Source organism: Streptococcus sp. SK643 (assembly GCF_000259505.1).
Lineage (GTDB): Bacteria > Bacillota > Bacilli > Lactobacillales > Streptococcaceae > Streptococcus.
In genome coordinates this window covers 137704-154603 of the sequence record NZ_AJMM01000008.1, presented here as the reverse complement: position 1 = coordinate 154603, position 16900 = coordinate 137704, and the positions used below count along the sequence as shown (strand labels likewise).

Genomic DNA, 16900 nt, shown 5'->3' with positions numbered 1-16900 from the left:
CCTCCATTTATCTATTTTACCACACTTTCAAAAAAGCTTCTTTCTTATATCATGAAAGTGGGAATATTTTTTTCTTTATGATAGAATATTCTTACTATGAAAAAATTTATTTTAACACTGTTAAGTCTTACATTTATCAGTTCCGCTTCTACTGTTCATGCTCAAGACTTAAATATTCCAGCTAAGCATATCATTGCCGTTGAAGCCAACACAGGTAAAATTCTTTATGAAAAAGATGCTACTCAACCTGTTGAGATTGCTTCAATTACAAAATTACTCACAGTTTATCTTGTTTATGAAGCCTTAGAAAATGGTAGTATCACTCTCTCAACCCCAGTTGATATTTCAGACTATCCCTATAAGTTGACTACTAATTCTGAAGCAAGTAATCTTCCAATGGAGGCCCGAAATTATACGGTAGCGGAATTGTTAGAAGCTACTTTAGTTTCGAGTGCTAACAGTGCAGCTATTGCCTTGGCTGAGAAAATTGCTGGTTCAGAAAAAAACTTTGTAGATAATATGAGAGCCAAACTTATGGAATGGGGTATAAAAGACGGGACTATTGTAAATACAACTGGTCTTAATAACCAAACATTAGGCGATAACATCTACCCAGGGTCAAACAAAGATGATGAGAACAAACTAAGTGCTTATGATGTTGCTATTGTTGCTCGTAATCTAATTCGAAAATATCCTCAAGTATTAGAAATTACTAAAAAACCTTCTTCTACTTTTGCTGGTATGACCATAACATCTACAAACTATATGTTAGAAGGAATGCCTGCTTATCGAGGTGGATTCGATGGACTAAAAACAGGTACAACTGAAAAATCAGGAGAATCTTTTGTCGGCACCACTGTTGAAAAGGGAATGAGAGTTATTACGGTCATTCTCAATGCAGAACATCAAGATGGCAATCCTTATACTCGCTTTACCGCTACTTCCACACTAATGGACTATATTTCCTCTAATTTTGCACTTCGCACAATCGTACAAAAAGGAGAGGCTTATAAAGATAGTAAGACTCCTGTACAAGATGGAAAAGAAAATGCTGTTGCTGCAGTTGCCCAAGAAGATATTTCTCTTGTTGAACGTTTAGGAACACAAGCTAAACCATCAATCCAATTCATTCCATCTACACAGACAATTGCTGCTCCCCTTGAAGCAGGTACAGTTGTTGGAAATCTAATCTATGAAGATAATGATTTAATCGGACAAGGGTATATCACTACCGAGCGTCCAAGTTTCGAAATGGTATCTGAAAAAAAAGTTGAAAAAGGTTTTTTCCTAAAAGTATGGTGGAATCAATTCATTCGCTTTATCAATGAAAAACTATAAAAAAATCGCGATTAAATCGCGATTTTTTTATATTCTAGTTGAGTTATATTGGAAACTTATCCAACAGAACCTTCCATCTCATAGCTAATCAAACGGTTCAGCTCAACAGCATATTCCATTGGAAGTTCTTTGGTGAATGGTTCAACAAATCCCATGACAATCATCTCTGTTGCTTCTTGCTCTGACAAACCACGACTCATAAGATAATACAATTGCTCTTCTGAAATCTTGGAAACCTTAGCTTCGTGCTCCAAAGCAACTTGAGAGTTGTGAATTTCATTAAACGGAATGGTATCTGATGCTGACAAGTCATCCATGATAATGGTATCACATTCGATGTGAGAGACAGATTTCTTAGAGTTTTTATTAAAGGTTACTTGTCCACGATAGTCAACCTTTCCTCCACCTTTAGCGATGGATTTAGACACGATAGACGAGCTTGTATGTGGAGCGTTGTGGATCATCTTAGCTCCAGTATCCTGGTGTTGCCCTGCATTTGCAAAAGCGATCGAAAGCATGGTACCACGCGCACCTTCTCCATCTAAGTAAACAGATGGATACTTCATAGTAGTCTTAGCGCCCAAGTTACCATCAATCCACTCAACAGTGGCATCCTTTTGAGCCTTCGCACGTTTTGTCACTAAGTTATAAACGTTATCAGACCAGTTCTGGATGGTTGTATAACGCATATAAGCTCCATCCAAGGCAAAGATTTCTACGATGGCCGCATGCAAGCTGTTACTTGAATAAGTTGGTGCTGTACATCCTTCAACGTAATGAACACTTGCTCCTTCATCAACGATAATCAAAGTACGTTCAAATTGCCCTGTATTTTCATTGTTTATACGGAAGTAGGTTTGAAGCGGAATATCAACTTTGACACCTTTTGGTACGTAGATAAAGGTTCCACCAGACCATACTGCTGAGTTAAGGGCAGCTAACTTGTTATCTGTTGGCGGTACCAACTTAGCAAAGTACTGTTTAAACAAGTCTGGGTATTCCTTGAGGGCAGAATCCGTATCTGTAAAGATAATCCCCAATTTCTGGAATTCTTCCTTCATGTTGTGGTAAACCACTTCTGATTCATACTGGGCAGAGGCACCTGCTAGATAAGCACGCTCAGCTTCCGGAATCCCAATTCTTTCAAAGGTTTCTTTGATTTTTTCAGGAACATCATCCCATGAACGAGCTGGTTTATCAGATGGTTTTTGGTAGTAGATCAGGTCATCAAAGTCAATCTCTGACAAATCTGCTCCCCAAGTTTGCATGGGCATTTTTTTGAAGGTTTCATAAGACTTCAAACGGAATTCTAGCATCCACTCAGGTTCTCCCTTTGCAGCTGATAGTTCACGAATGACATCTTCATTCAATCCTTTTCCTGTCGATAGGACAGGCTCTACATCATCATGGAAACCAAATTTATATTCACCAAGGTCAATTGGTTTTGGTTCTACTCTTTCTTCAGCCATAATATCCTTTCTTTCATTCTTCATTTCTACTGATTTATAAGACAAAAGAAACTTGTCTTAGTAATTTTTTTGATTTTCAATTGTTTTCTTTAGGGCGTTCCAAGCTAGGGTTGCACACTTTATTCGTTGCGGGAATTTTGCAACACCTGACAAGAAAGCTGCATCTCCAAGACTATCTTGTCTGTCATCTTTTTGCCCTTGAACCATTTCAGAAAAAATAGTCGCAAGTTCTAAAATTTCTTGTTTGGTTTTTCCTAAAACTGCATCTGTCATCATGCTAGCAGAGGCAGTTGAGATGGTACAACCTGAGTTTAGAAAAGCGATATCTTCCAAACGATTCTCTGCATCAAACTTGACAGAGAGATTGATAACATCTCCACAGGTCGGATTGTTGAGACTGATTTGCTCAGCATCTTCTAACTTCCCTTGGTGATGTGGATTTTTCGAATGGTCTGCTACCACTGCCATATAAAGACTATCTAGTTTAGAAAGTGCCATTGAAAAACTCCTTTGTCTTTTGTAAGGCATCGACTAGTTTGTCGCAATCTGCCTTGGTATTGTAGATATAAAAACTTGCACGAGCTGTTGCTGGAACATCCAAATACTGGAGCAAGGGTTGAGCGCAATGGTGACCTGCTCGAACAGCCACTCCTTCATAATCCAAAGCAGTCGCAAGGTCGTGCGGATGAAGATCACCTAGGTTAAAGGCAATGACACCTGAACGTTGAGCCAAGTCCTGCGAACCATAAATGGTCAATCCTTCAATCGCCTGCAGTTTTGGAAAGACATATGCGATCAATTCTTGTTCATGGGCTTCAATCGCATCCATACCAATCTTTTCAAGATAATCTACTGCCGCAGCAAGTCCAATTGCACCTGCCATATTGGGAGTTCCTGCCTCGAATTTCCAAGGTAATTCCTTCCAACTAGCAGATTGTTCATAAACGAAATCAATCATTTCGCCGCCAAATTCTACTGGTGACATTTGTTCCAGATACTTTTCTTTACCGTAAAGAACACCGATACCAGTTGGACCCGCCATCTTGTGACCTGAAAAAGCAAAGAAGTCCACATCCAAGTCCTGGACATCGATCTTCATATGAGGCGTAGATTGAGCACCATCCACCACCATGATGGCACCAACTTGGTGGGCCAATTGAGTAATTTCTTTGATTGGATTGACCACACCCAGGACATTTGAGGCGTGAGCAAGGGAGACAAACTTAACTTTATCAGTCAATTTAGCGCGCAAATCATCCATATCCAGAGCTCCATTCTTGAGATAGACATAGACAAGCTCTGCCCCAGTCTTACGGCAGGCTTCCTGCCATGGAATGATATTGGAATGGTGTTCCATGACGGAAATCAAGACCTGGTCTCCCTCAGTCAACACTTCCTCAGCGTAACGTGCTACCCAATTAAGACTGGTTGTCGTTCCTCTTGTAAAGAGAACTTCCTTTGTAGAGACTGCATTGATAAACTTACGAATGGTTTCACGAGCCGCCTCATAAGAAGCTGTCGCCCTTTCTGCCAAGGTATGAACGCCACGATGAACATTGGCATTGTCCTTCTCATAGTATCGGTTAATCGTCTCCAGAACTGCTAGTGGTTTTTGTGTCGTCGCAGCATTGTCCAAATAAACCAATGGTTCATCATTAACAATCTGGTCTAAAATTGGAAAATCCTTGCGAATCACTTCTACATCTAACATAGGCTACCCCTTAGCGTTTTGACAATTTTTCTTCTATAGTTGCAATCATTTCATCACGAACTTCCTTGACTGGAATCTCAACGATAACTGAGCCAAGGAAACCACGGACAACCAAGCGTTCTGCAGTTGCCTTATCTAAACCACGGCTCATGAGGTAGTACATGTCTTCTGGATCCACCTGACCGATAGAAGCTGCGTGACCTGCAGTAACGTCATTTTCATCAATTAAAAGAATTGGATTGGCATCTGAACGTGCTTGGTCTGAAAGCATAAGAACACGGCTCTCTTGTTGGGCATCTGCTCCCTTGGCACCCTTGATAATGTGGCCAATACCATTGAAGGTCAAGGTTGCTTTTTCAAGAATAACCCCATGTTGAAGGATATTTCCGATTGAGTTGCAACCATAGTTAGTTACTCGGGTATCAATCCCTTGTACCTGACGACCACTTGAAAGAGCTACAACCTTGAGATCTGCATGGCTACCATTTCCAATCAAGTCGCTATCAAAGTCAGCAACGACGTTTCCTTCGTTCATAACACCAATCGCCCAATCAATGCTTGCATCGTTGCCTAATTTACCACGACGGCTAATGTAAGCAGTGACGTTTTCACCTAGACGGTCGATAGCCGCAAACTTCACTTGCGCACCAGAACGTGCAATCACTTCCACTGTGATATTGGCAGTTGCTTTGGCACTTCCTTCACCGCGTGACTCTAAACGCTCCAGATAACTAATCTTAGAGTTTTTACCAGCGATAATCATAATATGCTTGTTAAACGGCACATCACTATCGCTGTCTTGATAGAAAATTCCTTCGATTGGTTCAGCAATTTCCACATTATCAGGAATATAGAGAACAGCACCACTATTGAAATAAGCTGTATGGTAGGCTGCCAACTTGTCATCGTCATACTTAACAGATGACATGAAGAATTCTTCGATCAGCTCTGGAATTTCTTCTAAAGCTGAATGGAAGTCTGTAAAGACCACACCTTGCTCAGCCAATGGTACTGGAATCTGTTCAAAGACAGTTTGTGTTCCAACTTGCACTAACTTCAAATGATTATCAACAGCTGTAAAATCTGGTACATTTGCTGTTGGCTCACTCTCTGTAATGGTTCCATCTCCCAAATTCCAACGATGAAATTTCACACGTTCAATAACTGGTAATTCCAAACTTTCAATCTTATCGAAAGCTTGTTGACGGAGGTCATATAGCCAGCTAGGTTCAGCATGCATTTTTGAAAAAAGTTTAATATTTTCTTTAGTCATTTACTTCTCCTAAAAGATACGAGGGAATTACAATTCTTCCTTGTAGTCGTAACCAAGCTCATCAGCAAGTTTTGCGTATCCTTCACGTTCCAAACGCGCAGCCAATTCTGGACCACCTGAAAGGACAACACGACCTTCCATCATGACGTGTACCACATCAGGTGTGATATAGTTGAGAAGGCGTTGGTAGTGAGTGATAATCATAGCTCCAAAGCCTTCCCCACGCATAGCATTAACACCTTTAGAAACAACTTTAAGGGCATCAATATCAAGACCAGAGTCAATCTCATCCAAAAGTGCAAAAGTTGGTTCCAACATCAAAAGTTGAAGAATCTCATTACGTTTTTTCTCACCACCAGAGAAACCTTCGTTGAGGTAACGCTCAGCCATCTCTTCTTTCATGTTGAGCAATTCCATTTTCTCATCTAATTTAGTGATAAACTCACGAACTGAAATCTTTTCATCGTCTTCTTTACCTGCATTCATGGCTGCTCGAAGAAACTCAGCGTTGGTAATTCCAGGAATTTCTGATGGATATTGCATAGCAAGGAAAAGTCCCATACGAGCACGCTCATCTACTTCTAACTCAAGAACGTTAACGCCGTCAAATAAGACTTCACCCTTTGTAACTTCATAGTTCGGGTTCCCCATGATGGCTGCAGAAAGAGTTGATTTACCAGTACCATTTGGTCCCATAATGGCTGCAATCTCTCCTGTTTTCAGAGTCAAATTGACCCCTTTTAAGATTTCTTTCCCTTCGATCTCAACGTGAAGATCTTTGATTTCTAATACTGACATGATATTTCCTTTCTTTTCCAAGGTCTTTATCATTTTCAAAAATGAACTTCCATTCTTAGAAAATATGATTAAAGTCCCATAAATATTCTTTACTAGTATAACAAAAAAAAGCCTAAAAGGCTTTGATTTTGTTTAGAAGCTATAGGCTAGTCTTTTTCTTTTAGATGTTGGTCAATGACATCAATAATCTTCCCCATCACGTAAGTCACTCGGAAATTTCTAAAAAGTAAAATTGCCCAAAAAGCTGCCAATACATAACGTCCAGACATCCATGATTCATTAAAGAAATAGGTCTCAGCAGCTGTAAAAAGTGCGATAATCATAAATTGTTTTCTATTCATAGAATTATTGTACCATGAAATCTTTCTTTAGTCTTCCTCTACCTTCACTTTATCAGCTAAAAATTCAAATCCTTGAGGGATTAGACTGTTTTCTGCTTCCTTTTCTGTCTGAGAAGATTTTGATTTTGCTGAAAATGCTGCTCGAACTTCTTTCCATTCCTCCATAGAAATAGCTAAAATTTCAGGTGAAAATCCAGCTGCTTGACTCAGAATATTTCCAAACATAGTATTGAGATTATCTCTCTTCATTGTTTGGCCGGCATTAAAGTTAGATTCAAAGGCTAAGATGGCATGATTTTCATTGGCCGCCACTGGTTGGGAGCCAACGAGAAGGGCCTTGTCTGGACCAGCTAAACTTTCAATCACTTCTTGCCAGGCATTCTGTAATCGTATCAGATTTTGTCTCGCTAAATCAGGATTTTCAACAGCTTCTTGTAAAATTATTTGAACCTTATTTCGATCTACTCTATAAACTGTCTTAGTTGCCGCAGGTCGACTAGGAACTGGACTAGGCTGTTGGCTACCTGCTCCAATATTGGCGAGTTCTTGTTTGAGGAGAGCAACTTCTTGTCTAAGAGCAACGATTTCATTCTCAACTGCAAGCGGAAGAACTTGATCAGACTTGATTTCCCCTAAACGAATGGTCATCATCTCAGCGTATATTTTTGGTTGCAGACTTTCTTTGATATCAGCTAAGGAGTTGGTTGCTAGAGCAATCATCTCAAATAGGCTATCCTGAGAAATTGATAAATTTTCTTCAAAAACTGCACTAAGATGAGTATTTTCTCCACCAGTTTGCACAATGAGTAAGTCACGCAAATATTGAAGTAGATCAGTCACAAACCGTGTCATACTCTTCCCATTATCAAACAACAGATTTAAACATTCTAAGGCTTTTGAAATATTCTGCTGGGCTAGCGCCGCTACATAGTCATCCAAAGCTCGTAAACTGATGGTTCCTGTAATTTCCTCAGATATAGCAGTTGTCAAGGAATTTCCCTGCGTTAAACTCAAGGCTTGATCCAAAATAGACAAGGCATCCCTCATACCACCTTCAGCTCGTCTTGCAATAATTTCTACTGCTTCTGGGTCAGAACTAATTTGTTCCTTCTCTAGAATATAGAGGATATGCTCCTTGATATCTTTGGTTTTGATGGACTTAAACTCAAAGCGCTGTACACGAGATAAAATAGTCGCTGGAATCTTGTGCAATTCAGTAGTAGCCAAAATAAAGACCACATTCTGTGTTGGCTCTTCTAACGTCTTTAGTAGTGCATTAAAAGCCCCTGTAGACAACATGTGTACCTCGTCAATAATATAGACTTTGTAACGTGCCAAACTGGGTGCGTAAGTCGATTTATCTCGAATCTCACGAATTTCGTCCACACCGTTATTTGAAGCTGCATCCATCTCGATAACATCTTCAAGACTACCATCTGTAACTGCTTGACAAATATAGCAGTTGTTACAGGGTTCCCCATTCACTTGATTGGGACAGTTCATAGCCTTTGCAAAAATTTTAGCAACACTCGTTTTTCCTGTCCCACGAGGACCTGAAAAGAGATAAGCATGACTAATCTTTTCTTGTTCTACAGCTTGTTTTAAGGTCTTCGCTACTACCTCTTGTCCCACCAATTGAGAAAACGTTTGACTCCTATATTTTCGATAAAGGGCTTGATACATCAGTTTTTCTCCTCAAACATACTAAAATCCCACTTTGTTTTTTCAAGCAGAATTGTGACAAATTCTTCTAAATACTTACGATCGATTTCATCATAATCATTCACACACGAGGAATCTAAATCCAAAACACCAAGTAAACAACCTTGTTTAAGCATTGGAACAACAATTTCACTTTTAGCTCGACTATCACAAGAAATATAGTTGGGATAAGTTGTTACATCTCCAACCACAACAGTTTCCCGAAAGTGAGCTGCCTCACCACAAACACCTTTTCCAATAGCAATACGAATGCAAGATACTCCGCCTTGAAATGGCCCCAAAATCAATTCTGACCCATCAAATAAATAAAATCCTGCAAAAACTGTATTTGGTAAGCGAGACTTCAAAAGAGCACTAGCATTGGAAAGATTAGCAAGAACATTCGTTTCTCCTTCTAACAAAGAAGAGAGTTCTTGGTTAATCACTTGATAACATGATTCTTTTTCTGATTCTAACATAAAACTATTATATCAAAAAAGAGGTAGAGAAAAAAGAAAAATCCCTTGTTTCGAGAACAAAGGATTTTATGATTTTCAATTTGATTAAAGTTCGATATCACCGAACAAGTCAGCCATTGAGAATCCTGTTTGTGTTTCTGGAAGTTCAAAATCACGTTTTTCTTGACGTTTTGGACGACGTGGACGTGGAGCACGTTTTTCTTCTTTTTGTCCTTCTTCTTGAGCTGGACGCTCTTCAAGAGCTTTAATAGAGAGTGATACACGCTCTGCATCTGCGTTAACTTCAAGAACCTTAACTTGAACTTCTTGACCAACTTTAAGAGCTTCTTTTGGATTTTCAATACGTTTGTGTGAAATTTGTGATACGTGAACAAGTCCATCGATACCTGGCAATACTTCAACAAAAGCACCGAAGTCAGTCAAACGTTTAACTGTTCCTTCTACTACATCACCTTTAGCCAATTTTTGCTCAACGCCATCCCATGGTCCAGGTGTTGTTGCTTTAAGAGAAAGTGATACGCGACCTTCTTCTTCGTTAAGGTCAAGAATCTTAACTTCAATTTCTTCACCAACAGTTACAACTGATTTAGGTGACACGTTACGTTCGTGTGACAATTCAGTCAAGTGAACCAAACCATCAACACCACCAAGGTCGATGAAGGCACCAAAGCTTGTGATACGTGCAACTTTACCAGTTACAACATCACCAACAGCCAATTTACCGAATACTTCAGCACGAGCAGCTGCTGTAGCTTCTTCTACAACTTCACGACGAGAAAGGATAAAGCGGTTTTCTTTAGCGTCAACTTCTTTGATCTTAGCATCAAATTCTTGACCTACGAAACGCTCAGTGTTACGTACGAAACGAGTATCCAACATTGAAGCTGGGATAAATCCACGAACACCTTCAAATTCTACAGAAAGTCCACCTTTAACAGCACGTGTTCCTTTAACAGTAACAACTTCTTCTTCACGACCTACAAGTTTGTCCCATGCTTTGCGAGCTTCAAGGCGTTTTTTAGATACAAGGTATGTAACTGTATCAGTATCTTTACCAACTACTTGACGAAGTACAAGAACATCCAATACTTCTCCTACTTTAACAAAGTCATTGATATCTGCATCGCGATCGTTTGTCAATTCGCGAAGAGTCAAGACACCTTCAACACCAGTTCCAGAGATTGCAACGTTAGCTTGAGTCGCATCAACTGTCAATACTTCAGCACTAACAACATCACCAGTCTCAACTTGGCTAACGCTATTTAGCAAATCTTCAAATTCGTTCATCTAAAAAATCCTCCAACAATCAAGCTTTTCTAAGCTTGACATACTTATAATTTTTTTCCTAAGCACCCGCAAGGACATGTTTATATCGTTCACGTCTTTCAATTATAAAAATAAAATACCCTAAGATATTTTCTTTTCATCTTGATTATTACCTAAGAACTGGGGTAGCTGGATTCGAACCAACGCATGAGGGAGTCAAAGTCCCTTGCCTTACCGCTTGGCTATACCCCAATGTGATATGGAGAGAGAGGGATTCGAACCCCCGAACCCGAAGGAGCGGATTTACAGTCCGCCGCGTTTAGCCTCTTCGCTATCTCTCCTAGAATCAACATGGATTATTATATCATGAAAATTTCAAAAAAACAAGACTTATTTTGCTAAATTATAATTTTCGATTAAAATTTCCACAGCTTTTTCAAGTTTTTTATAAAAACTATCGACATTTCCATTCTTAATGATAGCAAATTGACCATCTAATTCGGCAATTTCTCCAATAGATTTTTTTCCAATAGTTAAAATATAACCTTCATAGCTATCTTTTCCAACAGTTACTTTTGCATCTGCTAGCTGAATTTCAATTTTTTTATCTTTCTTACTCATTTCCTACCTCACTTCACTTGTTCTATTTTACAAGAAAATGAGAAAACTAGCAAGAAAAAACTCTATATCAGTAATCACTGGTATAGAGTTTTAAACTTATTTAACGTGTTTTTCTAGTTCTTTTTGGTATTTACCATTTGATTCCAATTTTTCTTTTTGCCATTTCTTAAGAGCTTCTTGATATTCTTTTGAAGTGACAATATCTTTTTGCAGTCTCATACCTTTAAAGATATATGGATCTCCCTTAATTCCGACTTGTGAATAAGGTTTAGAGAATGGGACAACATTACTTACTACTGGTGAACCACCAGATGATGCTGTAGGCATCAAGAGTGAACTATCAGTCAACCAAGCCTGTGCTTTAGCATATTTTTCATAACGTTCTTCGAGACTGATTGATTCTGAATCAGCTTCGTCTAGTAGTTTCTTATACTGGTCCAAACCAACTTTTGCGACTACTTCTTGGTCTTTTCCTTTAGTAATACCTAAGTGTTTCATTGCTGAACCAGTTTTAGGATGCATGATATTTAAGTAAGATGCAGGGTCTTGATAGCTTGGAGACCATCCCGTACTGTTTAAATCATAGTCTTTTTGAGAAGGAACGCGTGCTTGGGAAGTGATTGTTTCTTTTTCATTATCTGTCATTTGAAGTACATCAACCACAACATTTTCAGTACCTAGACTTGACTCAATAGATTGTTTCAACGAATTGCTTTGTTGAACAGCGATTGTATCTGTTTGTTCAACTGGAACATCCAAATGAATCGGGAAGGTTACACCTTTTGATTCCAAGTCTTTCTTAGCTTTTTCAAATGCGGCCTTAGCCTTCTCTGGATTGTAGATAGAATCTTTTCCATCAACTAATTCAACGCCCTTCCATTGGTTTCCATAATTTACCAATTCTTGTTGAGCAATTTGACCGAAGTTCTTACCTGCTGACTGAACAAAGTTGTCTGGAACAAGACTATTACGAATGATTTTATCTGCTCCATCCTCACCATTTAACTGTGCTGCATATGAATGACGATTAAAGGCAAAGTTAATCGCTTGACGGAAGTCCTTATTCAGCATAGCCTCTTTAGTAGATGACTTTTGTTCTTCACTTGTTTTAGCAGTTTTATTGTATGACTGGCGGTTTACGTTAAATGTAAAGTAATAACTTGTTGAATCTTGCGGACTGTAGGTAATTTTATCTGCATATTGTTCTAAAGTAGAGGCAAAATTGGAACTACTTGGGAAAAGACGGGCAGTTGTATAAGCGCCTGATGAAAAACTACGAATCAAAGATTCTTGATCTGATCCATCATAGTAGGTCAATTTAATTTTCTCAATTTTGACATTTTCTTTGTCCCAATAATTTGGATTTTTCTCATATTCAATCAAAGATTTTGAAGTCAAAGTCTTTAAGAAATAAGGCCCATTATAGAGAATACCTGCGGGGGTTACTGCCCCATAGTCTTTACCTGACGCCTTAAGAAACTCTTCATTTACAGGCAACATAGTAGAAGTCGTCACTTTTGAATTCCAGAAGCTTTCTGGTTTATTGAGAGTATACTCTACTGTGTAATCATCCACGGCCTTAACACCAACTGTTGAAAAATCATTGGTCTCTCCAGTCATGTATGCATCCAATCCCTTAATGGAATTTTGGATAAGAGAAACACCATCTGATTTTCCATCAGCTACGTGTTTTAAACCAGTTACAAAGTCATGGGCAGTCACTTCAGCGTATTCTTCTCCTTCAGAAGTATACCATTTGACACCTTTACGTAGTTTGTAGGTATAAGTCAAACCATCTTTTGATACTGACCAATCCTCAGCCAAGGAAGGAACTACATTTCCGTATTGGTCATTTTCCATCAATCCGTCAATAACATTCCCGATAATATCTGTAGTTGATGTGCGGGTAGCTATACTGTAGTCCAAGGATGCTGGGTCCACTGCATAGACATAAGAAAATGTTGTTGGGGCATCTGCCTCTTTATTAGCTTTCCCACAAGCTGTTAAGAGAACTGCTGTACTCAGGACAACTCCTGCTGTTAAGAGCCACTTTTTAGATTTCATAAAAATCTCCTTTAATAATTTAATCTACTTTTACAATCCAACCTTCTGGAGCCTCAATATCCCCAAACTGAATCCCTGTCAACTCATCATACAATTTACGGGTGATAGGTCCAACTTCTGTTTCGCTATAAAAGACATGGAAATCTTCACCGTGTTGGATTCCTCCGATAGGTGAGATAACTGCCGCTGTACCACAGGCACCTGCTTCTATAAAACGATCGAGATTATCAATTGGTACATCTCCTTCAACCGGAGTCAAACCCAAGCGATGTTCTGCCAAATAAAGTAACGAATACTTGGTAATCGATGGCAAGATAGATGGACTTAACGGTGTCACAAATTCATTGTCTGCTGTAATTCCAAAGAAGTTTGCAGAACCTACTTCTTCAATTTTGGTATGTGTAGCAGGATCTAGGTAAATAACATCAGAAAAGTTTCTCGATTTAGCTAATTTTCCTGGTAGGAGACTTGCAGCATAGTTTCCGCCTACCTTAGCTGCACCTGTACCATTTGGCGCTGCACGGTCGTATTCATCCTGAATCAAGAAATTGGTTGGGACTAAACCTCCCTTAAAGTAATTACCAACTGGCATAGCAAAGATAGTGAAAACATACTCTTCTGCTGGTTTTACTCCGATAATATCTCCTACTCCAATCAAAAGAGGACGAAGATAAAGGGTTCCACCTGTTCCGTATGGAGGTACATATTCTTCATTCGCACGAACAACTGCCTTACAAGCTTCTACAAACATTTCTGTCGGAACTTGTGGCATCAAAAGACGATCACAAGTACGTTGCAGGCGTTTAGCATTTTCATCAGGACGGAAAAGTTGAATACTGCTATCCTTAGTACGATAAGCTTTTAAACCTTCAAATGCTTGTTGACCATAGTGAAGACTTGGAGAAGACTCTGAAATATGCAAGGTTGCATCCTCTGTTAACTCTCCTTGATTCCATTGTCCATTTTTAAAATGAGCAATATAGCGATAAGGTAATTTCATATAGGAAAAACCAAGATTTTCCCAATCAATCGTTACTGTCATATTCCACTCCTTATTCTAAAAACCTATTTCTTTTATTCTACACTTTTTTTCTAAAATAGCAAGTATATTTTGTAATTTTCAGAAAATTTCTTCAATAAAAAAGAACCAGCTCTTAGAACTGGTCCTTATTGTTCGTTTTATTTATCTTCTTTAAAAATTTCCTTTAGATAGGCATCAAAAACTCCCTCATCTGAAATTGTATCAGAGATAAAGCTACCATTGCTGGTTCGTTCTGACAAATTCAAGTCCTGTAAACGACTCTCATAAGTAGTTCCTTTATTTGATTGGATAAGAAGAGTTTGGTCATTTTCTTCAACCTCAGTACTAAAGAGATCTCCGATAAATCCTTGCTCTGCAACTGCTCCTGCTAAGAAGACACGATGCGGTTTGTTTTTTAACTCACGCAAAACTTGTAGTCCTCGTTTGGCACGGCTAGTTACTGATATTTCCTCACAAGAGACACGTTTTAAACTTCCACGCTGAGTCAAGAGGTAGAAGGATGAGGTGTTACAGATAAAGGCAGCCTGAATCGCATCATCTGCTTTCAAGTTCATAGCCTTGACCCCCGCTGCCTTGGCACCTACAACCGGAACCTCTTCGATATTGAAACGAAGGGCATAACCATTTTGGCTAATCAAGAGAACATCATCTAGTTTAATCGGAGCCACTGTTACAATCTGGTCTGTCTCGTCTTTGAGCTTAGCATACTTGACAGACTTAGATTTATAGGTCCGCCATGGAGAGAACTCTTTTCGCTCTACACGCTTGATTTGACCGAAACGAGTCGCCGCAAAGTAGGTTGTCGCATCATCAAACTGATCCACGACTTCCACATAAAGGATTTCTTCGTTAGTTTCAAAGTTGGTAATGGTTTGGCTCAGATGCTCTCCGATATCCTTCCAGCGAATATCTGCCAATTCATGAATTGGTCGATAAATGACATTTCCAAGAGTCGTGAACATCAAAAGATGCTGGGTTGTCTTGGCAGATTGAACAAAGATCAAACGGTCATCATCACGTTTGCCAATTTCTTCCAGAGTGGAAGCTGCGAAGGAACGTGGACTGGTACGTTTGATGTAACCAGCCTTGGTCACGCTGACATAGGTATCTTCTTCAGCAATCAGACTAGCTGTGTCAATCTCGATTGCTTTCGCAGTATCTTCTAAGCTACTCAAACGAGAAGTCGCAAATTTCTTCTTGACCTCACGAAGTTCTTTCTTCATGAGATTGTACATAGTCCGTTCATCACCGATAATCGCCGCAAGCATGGCAATCTTTTCACGAAGTTCTGCTTCTTCTTCCTGCAAGACAACCACATCGGTATTGGTCAAACGATACAGTTGCAAGGTAACGATGGCCTCAGCTTGCTCTTCTGTAAAATCATAGCTGACCTTAAGATTTTCCTTGGCGTCAGCCTTATTCTCAGAAGCTCGGATAAGAGCAATGACTTCGTCCAAAATTGAAATCACACGAATCAAACCTTCGACGATATGGAGACGTTTCTCAGCCTTTTCCTTGTCAAAGCGTGAACGCGCCAAAATCACTTCGCGACGGTGGGCGATATAGCTAGACAAGATTGGGACAATACCGACCTGACGAGGGGTGAAATTGTCAATCGCCACCATGTTAAAGTTGTAGTTGATTTGTAGGTCGGTGTATTTGAAAAGATAGTTTAGAACCAGCTCCGTATTAGCGTCTTTTTTGAGCTCAATAGCGATTCGAAGACCATCACGGTCAGACTCATCGCGAACCTCAGCAATACCAGCCACCTTGTTATTAACACGAACATCATCGATTTTCTTGACTAGATTGGCCTTGTTGATTTCATAAGGAATCTCAGTGACAACGATTTGTTCCTTACCACCTTTAAGCTTTTCAATCTCAGTCTTGGAACGAATAACCACGCGCCCTTTCCCAGTTTCATAGGCCTTCCTAATTTCATCACGACCCTGGATGATGGCTCCTGTAGGGAAATCTGGGCCAGGCAAGAATTCCATTAGTTTGTCCACCTTTGCAGTTGGGTGGTCAATCATGTAGACAGTCGCATCGATAACCTCAGCCAAATTATGCGGTGGAATATCTGTCGCATAACCAGCTGAAATCCCAGTCGAACCATTGACCAAAAGGTTTGGAAAGGCCGCTGGCAAAACAGTCGGCTCTTTCTCCGTATCGTCAAAGTTCCAAGCAAAAGGAACTGTCTTTTTCTCGATATCTTGAAGAAGGTAGCCAGCAATTTCAGACAAACGCGCCTCAGTATAACGCATGGCCGCAGGCGGATCACCGTCCATAGAACCGTTATTACCGTGCATTTCAACTAGAATCTCACGATTTTTCCAGTCCTGTGACATACGAACCATAGCATCATAGATAGAACTGTCACCGTGTGGGTGGAAATTTCCCATGATGTTACCTACAGACTTGGCAGACTTACGGTAGGCCTTGTCAAAGGTATTGCCATCCTTATTCATAGAATAGAGGATACGGCGCTGAACCGGCTTCAAGCCATCACGAATATCTGGTAAGGCCCGGTCTTGAATAATGTACTTGGAGTAGCGACCAAAGCGCTCTCCCATAATGTCCTCAAGGGACATGTTTTGAATGTTACTCATATAGGATACAAAGCCCATAAAATACAAATGGAAAATAGAAAATTATTGTCTGGAGGCTAGCTCACAAGAAAATTTATCTTTTTCACACAGCATTCCGGGCGTGTTCAACTCCTTTCAAAGAATGTAGAGTAGTTTTTTATAGAGAAGGTGTTCAGTTACTATAAATAACCAAACGACCCTTTCTGTAG

Annotated in this window: 14 protein-coding genes and 2 tRNA genes; 1 reads left to right on the top strand and 15 read right to left on the bottom strand. The window is 39.6% G+C overall.

Annotation, left to right across the window (positions count from 1 at the left end; all coding sequences use genetic code 11):
• The first annotated feature begins 96 nt into the window (after positions 1–96).
• Positions 97–1338 (top strand): D-alanyl-D-alanine carboxypeptidase PBP3, encoded by a 1242-nt coding sequence (pbp3, locus tag HMPREF1117_RS05360; RefSeq protein ID WP_000713533.1) that lies wholly within the window; start codon positions 97–99, stop codon positions 1336–1338.
• 56 nt (positions 1339–1394) lie between these two features.
• Here the strand turns inward: pbp3 and sufB are convergent, their stop codons facing one another.
• From sufB to parC, 15 genes are all read right to left on the bottom strand, one after another.
• Positions 1395–2807: a Fe-S cluster assembly protein SufB gene (gene sufB, locus HMPREF1117_RS05355; RefSeq protein ID WP_000797049.1), complete on the bottom strand. Its 1413-nt coding sequence runs from the start codon at positions 2805–2807 to the stop codon at positions 1395–1397.
• 57 nt (positions 2808–2864) lie between these two features.
• Positions 2865–3305 (bottom strand): Fe-S cluster assembly sulfur transfer protein SufU, encoded by a 441-nt coding sequence (sufU, locus tag HMPREF1117_RS05350; protein ID WP_001218487.1) that lies wholly within the window; start codon positions 3303–3305, stop codon positions 2865–2867.
• The gene (locus HMPREF1117_RS05345) at positions 3292–4518 is read right to left on the bottom strand and encodes a cysteine desulfurase (protein ID WP_000887744.1); all 1227 of its coding nucleotides are present in this window, start codon (positions 4516–4518) and stop codon (positions 3292–3294) included. Before HMPREF1117_RS05345 ends, sufU begins: the two co-directional genes overlap by 14 nt.
• A gap of 10 nt (positions 4519–4528) precedes the next feature.
• Positions 4529–5791 carry a Fe-S cluster assembly protein SufD gene (gene sufD / locus HMPREF1117_RS05340; protein WP_000159667.1) on the bottom strand — a complete coding sequence of 421 codons (1263 nt, stop codon included), beginning with the start codon at positions 5789–5791 and terminating at the stop codon, positions 4529–4531.
• A 27-nt stretch (positions 5792–5818) separates the two neighbouring features.
• The gene (sufC, locus tag HMPREF1117_RS05335; protein ID WP_000114499.1) at positions 5819–6589 is read right to left on the bottom strand and encodes a Fe-S cluster assembly ATPase SufC; all 771 of its coding nucleotides are present in this window, start codon (positions 6587–6589) and stop codon (positions 5819–5821) included.
• 146 nt (positions 6590–6735) lie between these two features.
• Positions 6736–6930: a DUF3272 family protein gene (locus HMPREF1117_RS05330; RefSeq protein WP_001080480.1), complete on the bottom strand. Its 195-nt coding sequence runs from the start codon at positions 6928–6930 to the stop codon at positions 6736–6738.
• A 27-nt stretch (positions 6931–6957) separates the two neighbouring features.
• Complete coding sequence (gene dnaX, locus HMPREF1117_RS05325; RefSeq protein ID WP_000283851.1) at positions 6958–8613, bottom strand: DNA polymerase III subunit gamma/tau; 1656 nt, start codon at positions 8611–8613, stop codon at positions 6958–6960.
• Positions 8613–9110: a GAF domain-containing protein gene (locus HMPREF1117_RS05320; RefSeq protein ID WP_000893974.1), complete on the bottom strand. Its 498-nt coding sequence runs from the start codon at positions 9108–9110 to the stop codon at positions 8613–8615. Before HMPREF1117_RS05320 ends, dnaX begins: the two co-directional genes overlap by 1 nt.
• Before the next feature lie 84 nt (positions 9111–9194).
• Complete coding sequence (rpsA, locus tag HMPREF1117_RS05315) at positions 9195–10397, bottom strand: 30S ribosomal protein S1 (protein WP_001001636.1); 1203 nt, start codon at positions 10395–10397, stop codon at positions 9195–9197.
• A 159-nt stretch (positions 10398–10556) separates the two neighbouring features.
• Positions 10557–10628 (bottom strand) — tRNA-Gln (locus HMPREF1117_RS05310).
• An 8-nt stretch (positions 10629–10636) separates the two neighbouring features.
• Positions 10637–10717 (bottom strand) — tRNA-Tyr (locus tag HMPREF1117_RS05305).
• A 49-nt stretch (positions 10718–10766) separates the two neighbouring features.
• The gene (locus HMPREF1117_RS05300; RefSeq protein ID WP_000037101.1) at positions 10767–10997 is read right to left on the bottom strand and encodes a DUF2969 domain-containing protein; all 231 of its coding nucleotides are present in this window, start codon (positions 10995–10997) and stop codon (positions 10767–10769) included.
• 96 nt (positions 10998–11093) lie between these two features.
• Positions 11094–13061 carry a peptide ABC transporter substrate-binding protein gene (locus HMPREF1117_RS11550; protein ID WP_000837402.1) on the bottom strand — a complete coding sequence of 656 codons (1968 nt, stop codon included), beginning with the start codon at positions 13059–13061 and terminating at the stop codon, positions 11094–11096.
• 19 nt (positions 13062–13080) lie between these two features.
• A complete protein-coding gene (locus tag HMPREF1117_RS05290; RefSeq protein WP_000219009.1) occupies positions 13081–14103 on the bottom strand; it encodes a branched-chain amino acid aminotransferase in 1023 nt (340 codons plus the stop codon).
• A 137-nt stretch (positions 14104–14240) separates the two neighbouring features.
• On the bottom strand, positions 14241–16712 hold the full coding sequence (gene parC, locus HMPREF1117_RS05285; RefSeq protein WP_081480255.1) for a DNA topoisomerase IV subunit A: 2472 nt from the start codon (positions 16710–16712) through the stop codon (positions 14241–14243).
• Positions 16713–16900: the final 188 nt, after the last annotated feature.

Bases quoted from the DNA above. Each gene is read 5' to 3' on its own strand.
- HMPREF1117_RS05330 (WP_001080480.1), bottom strand. From the start codon at position 6,930: ATGAATAGAAAACAATTTATGATTATCGCACTTTTTACAGCTGCTGAG.
- sufD (WP_000159667.1), bottom strand. From the start codon at position 5,791: ATGACTAAAGAAAATATTAAACTTTTTTCAAAAATGCATGCTGAACCT.
- HMPREF1117_RS05300 (WP_000037101.1), bottom strand. From the start codon at position 10,997: ATGAGTAAGAAAGATAAAAAAATTGAAATTCAGCTAGCAGATGCAAAA.
- HMPREF1117_RS05345 (WP_000887744.1), bottom strand. From the start codon at position 4,518: ATGTTAGATGTAGAAGTGATTCGCAAGGATTTTCCAATTTTAGACCAG.
- HMPREF1117_RS05320 (WP_000893974.1), bottom strand. From the start codon at position 9,110: ATGTTAGAATCAGAAAAAGAATCATGTTATCAAGTGATTAACCAAGAA.
- sufB (WP_000797049.1), bottom strand. From the start codon at position 2,807: ATGGCTGAAGAAAGAGTAGAACCAAAACCAATTGACCTTGGTGAATAT.
- dnaX (WP_000283851.1), bottom strand. From the start codon at position 8,613: ATGTATCAAGCCCTTTATCGAAAATATAGGAGTCAAACGTTTTCTCAA.
- pbp3 (WP_000713533.1), top strand. From the start codon at position 97: ATGAAAAAATTTATTTTAACACTGTTAAGTCTTACATTTATCAGTTCC.
- sufU (WP_001218487.1), bottom strand. From the start codon at position 3,305: ATGGCACTTTCTAAACTAGATAGTCTTTATATGGCAGTGGTAGCAGAC.
- HMPREF1117_RS11550 (WP_000837402.1), bottom strand. From the start codon at position 13,061: ATGAAATCTAAAAAGTGGCTCTTAACAGCAGGAGTTGTCCTGAGTACA.
- parC (WP_081480255.1), bottom strand. From the start codon at position 16,712: ATGAGTAACATTCAAAACATGTCCCTTGAGGACATTATGGGAGAGCGC.
- HMPREF1117_RS05290 (WP_000219009.1), bottom strand. From the start codon at position 14,103: ATGACAGTAACGATTGATTGGGAAAATCTTGGTTTTTCCTATATGAAA.
- sufC (WP_000114499.1), bottom strand. From the start codon at position 6,589: ATGTCAGTATTAGAAATCAAAGATCTTCACGTTGAGATCGAAGGGAAA.
- rpsA (WP_001001636.1), bottom strand. From the start codon at position 10,397: ATGAACGAATTTGAAGATTTGCTAAATAGCGTTAGCCAAGTTGAGACT.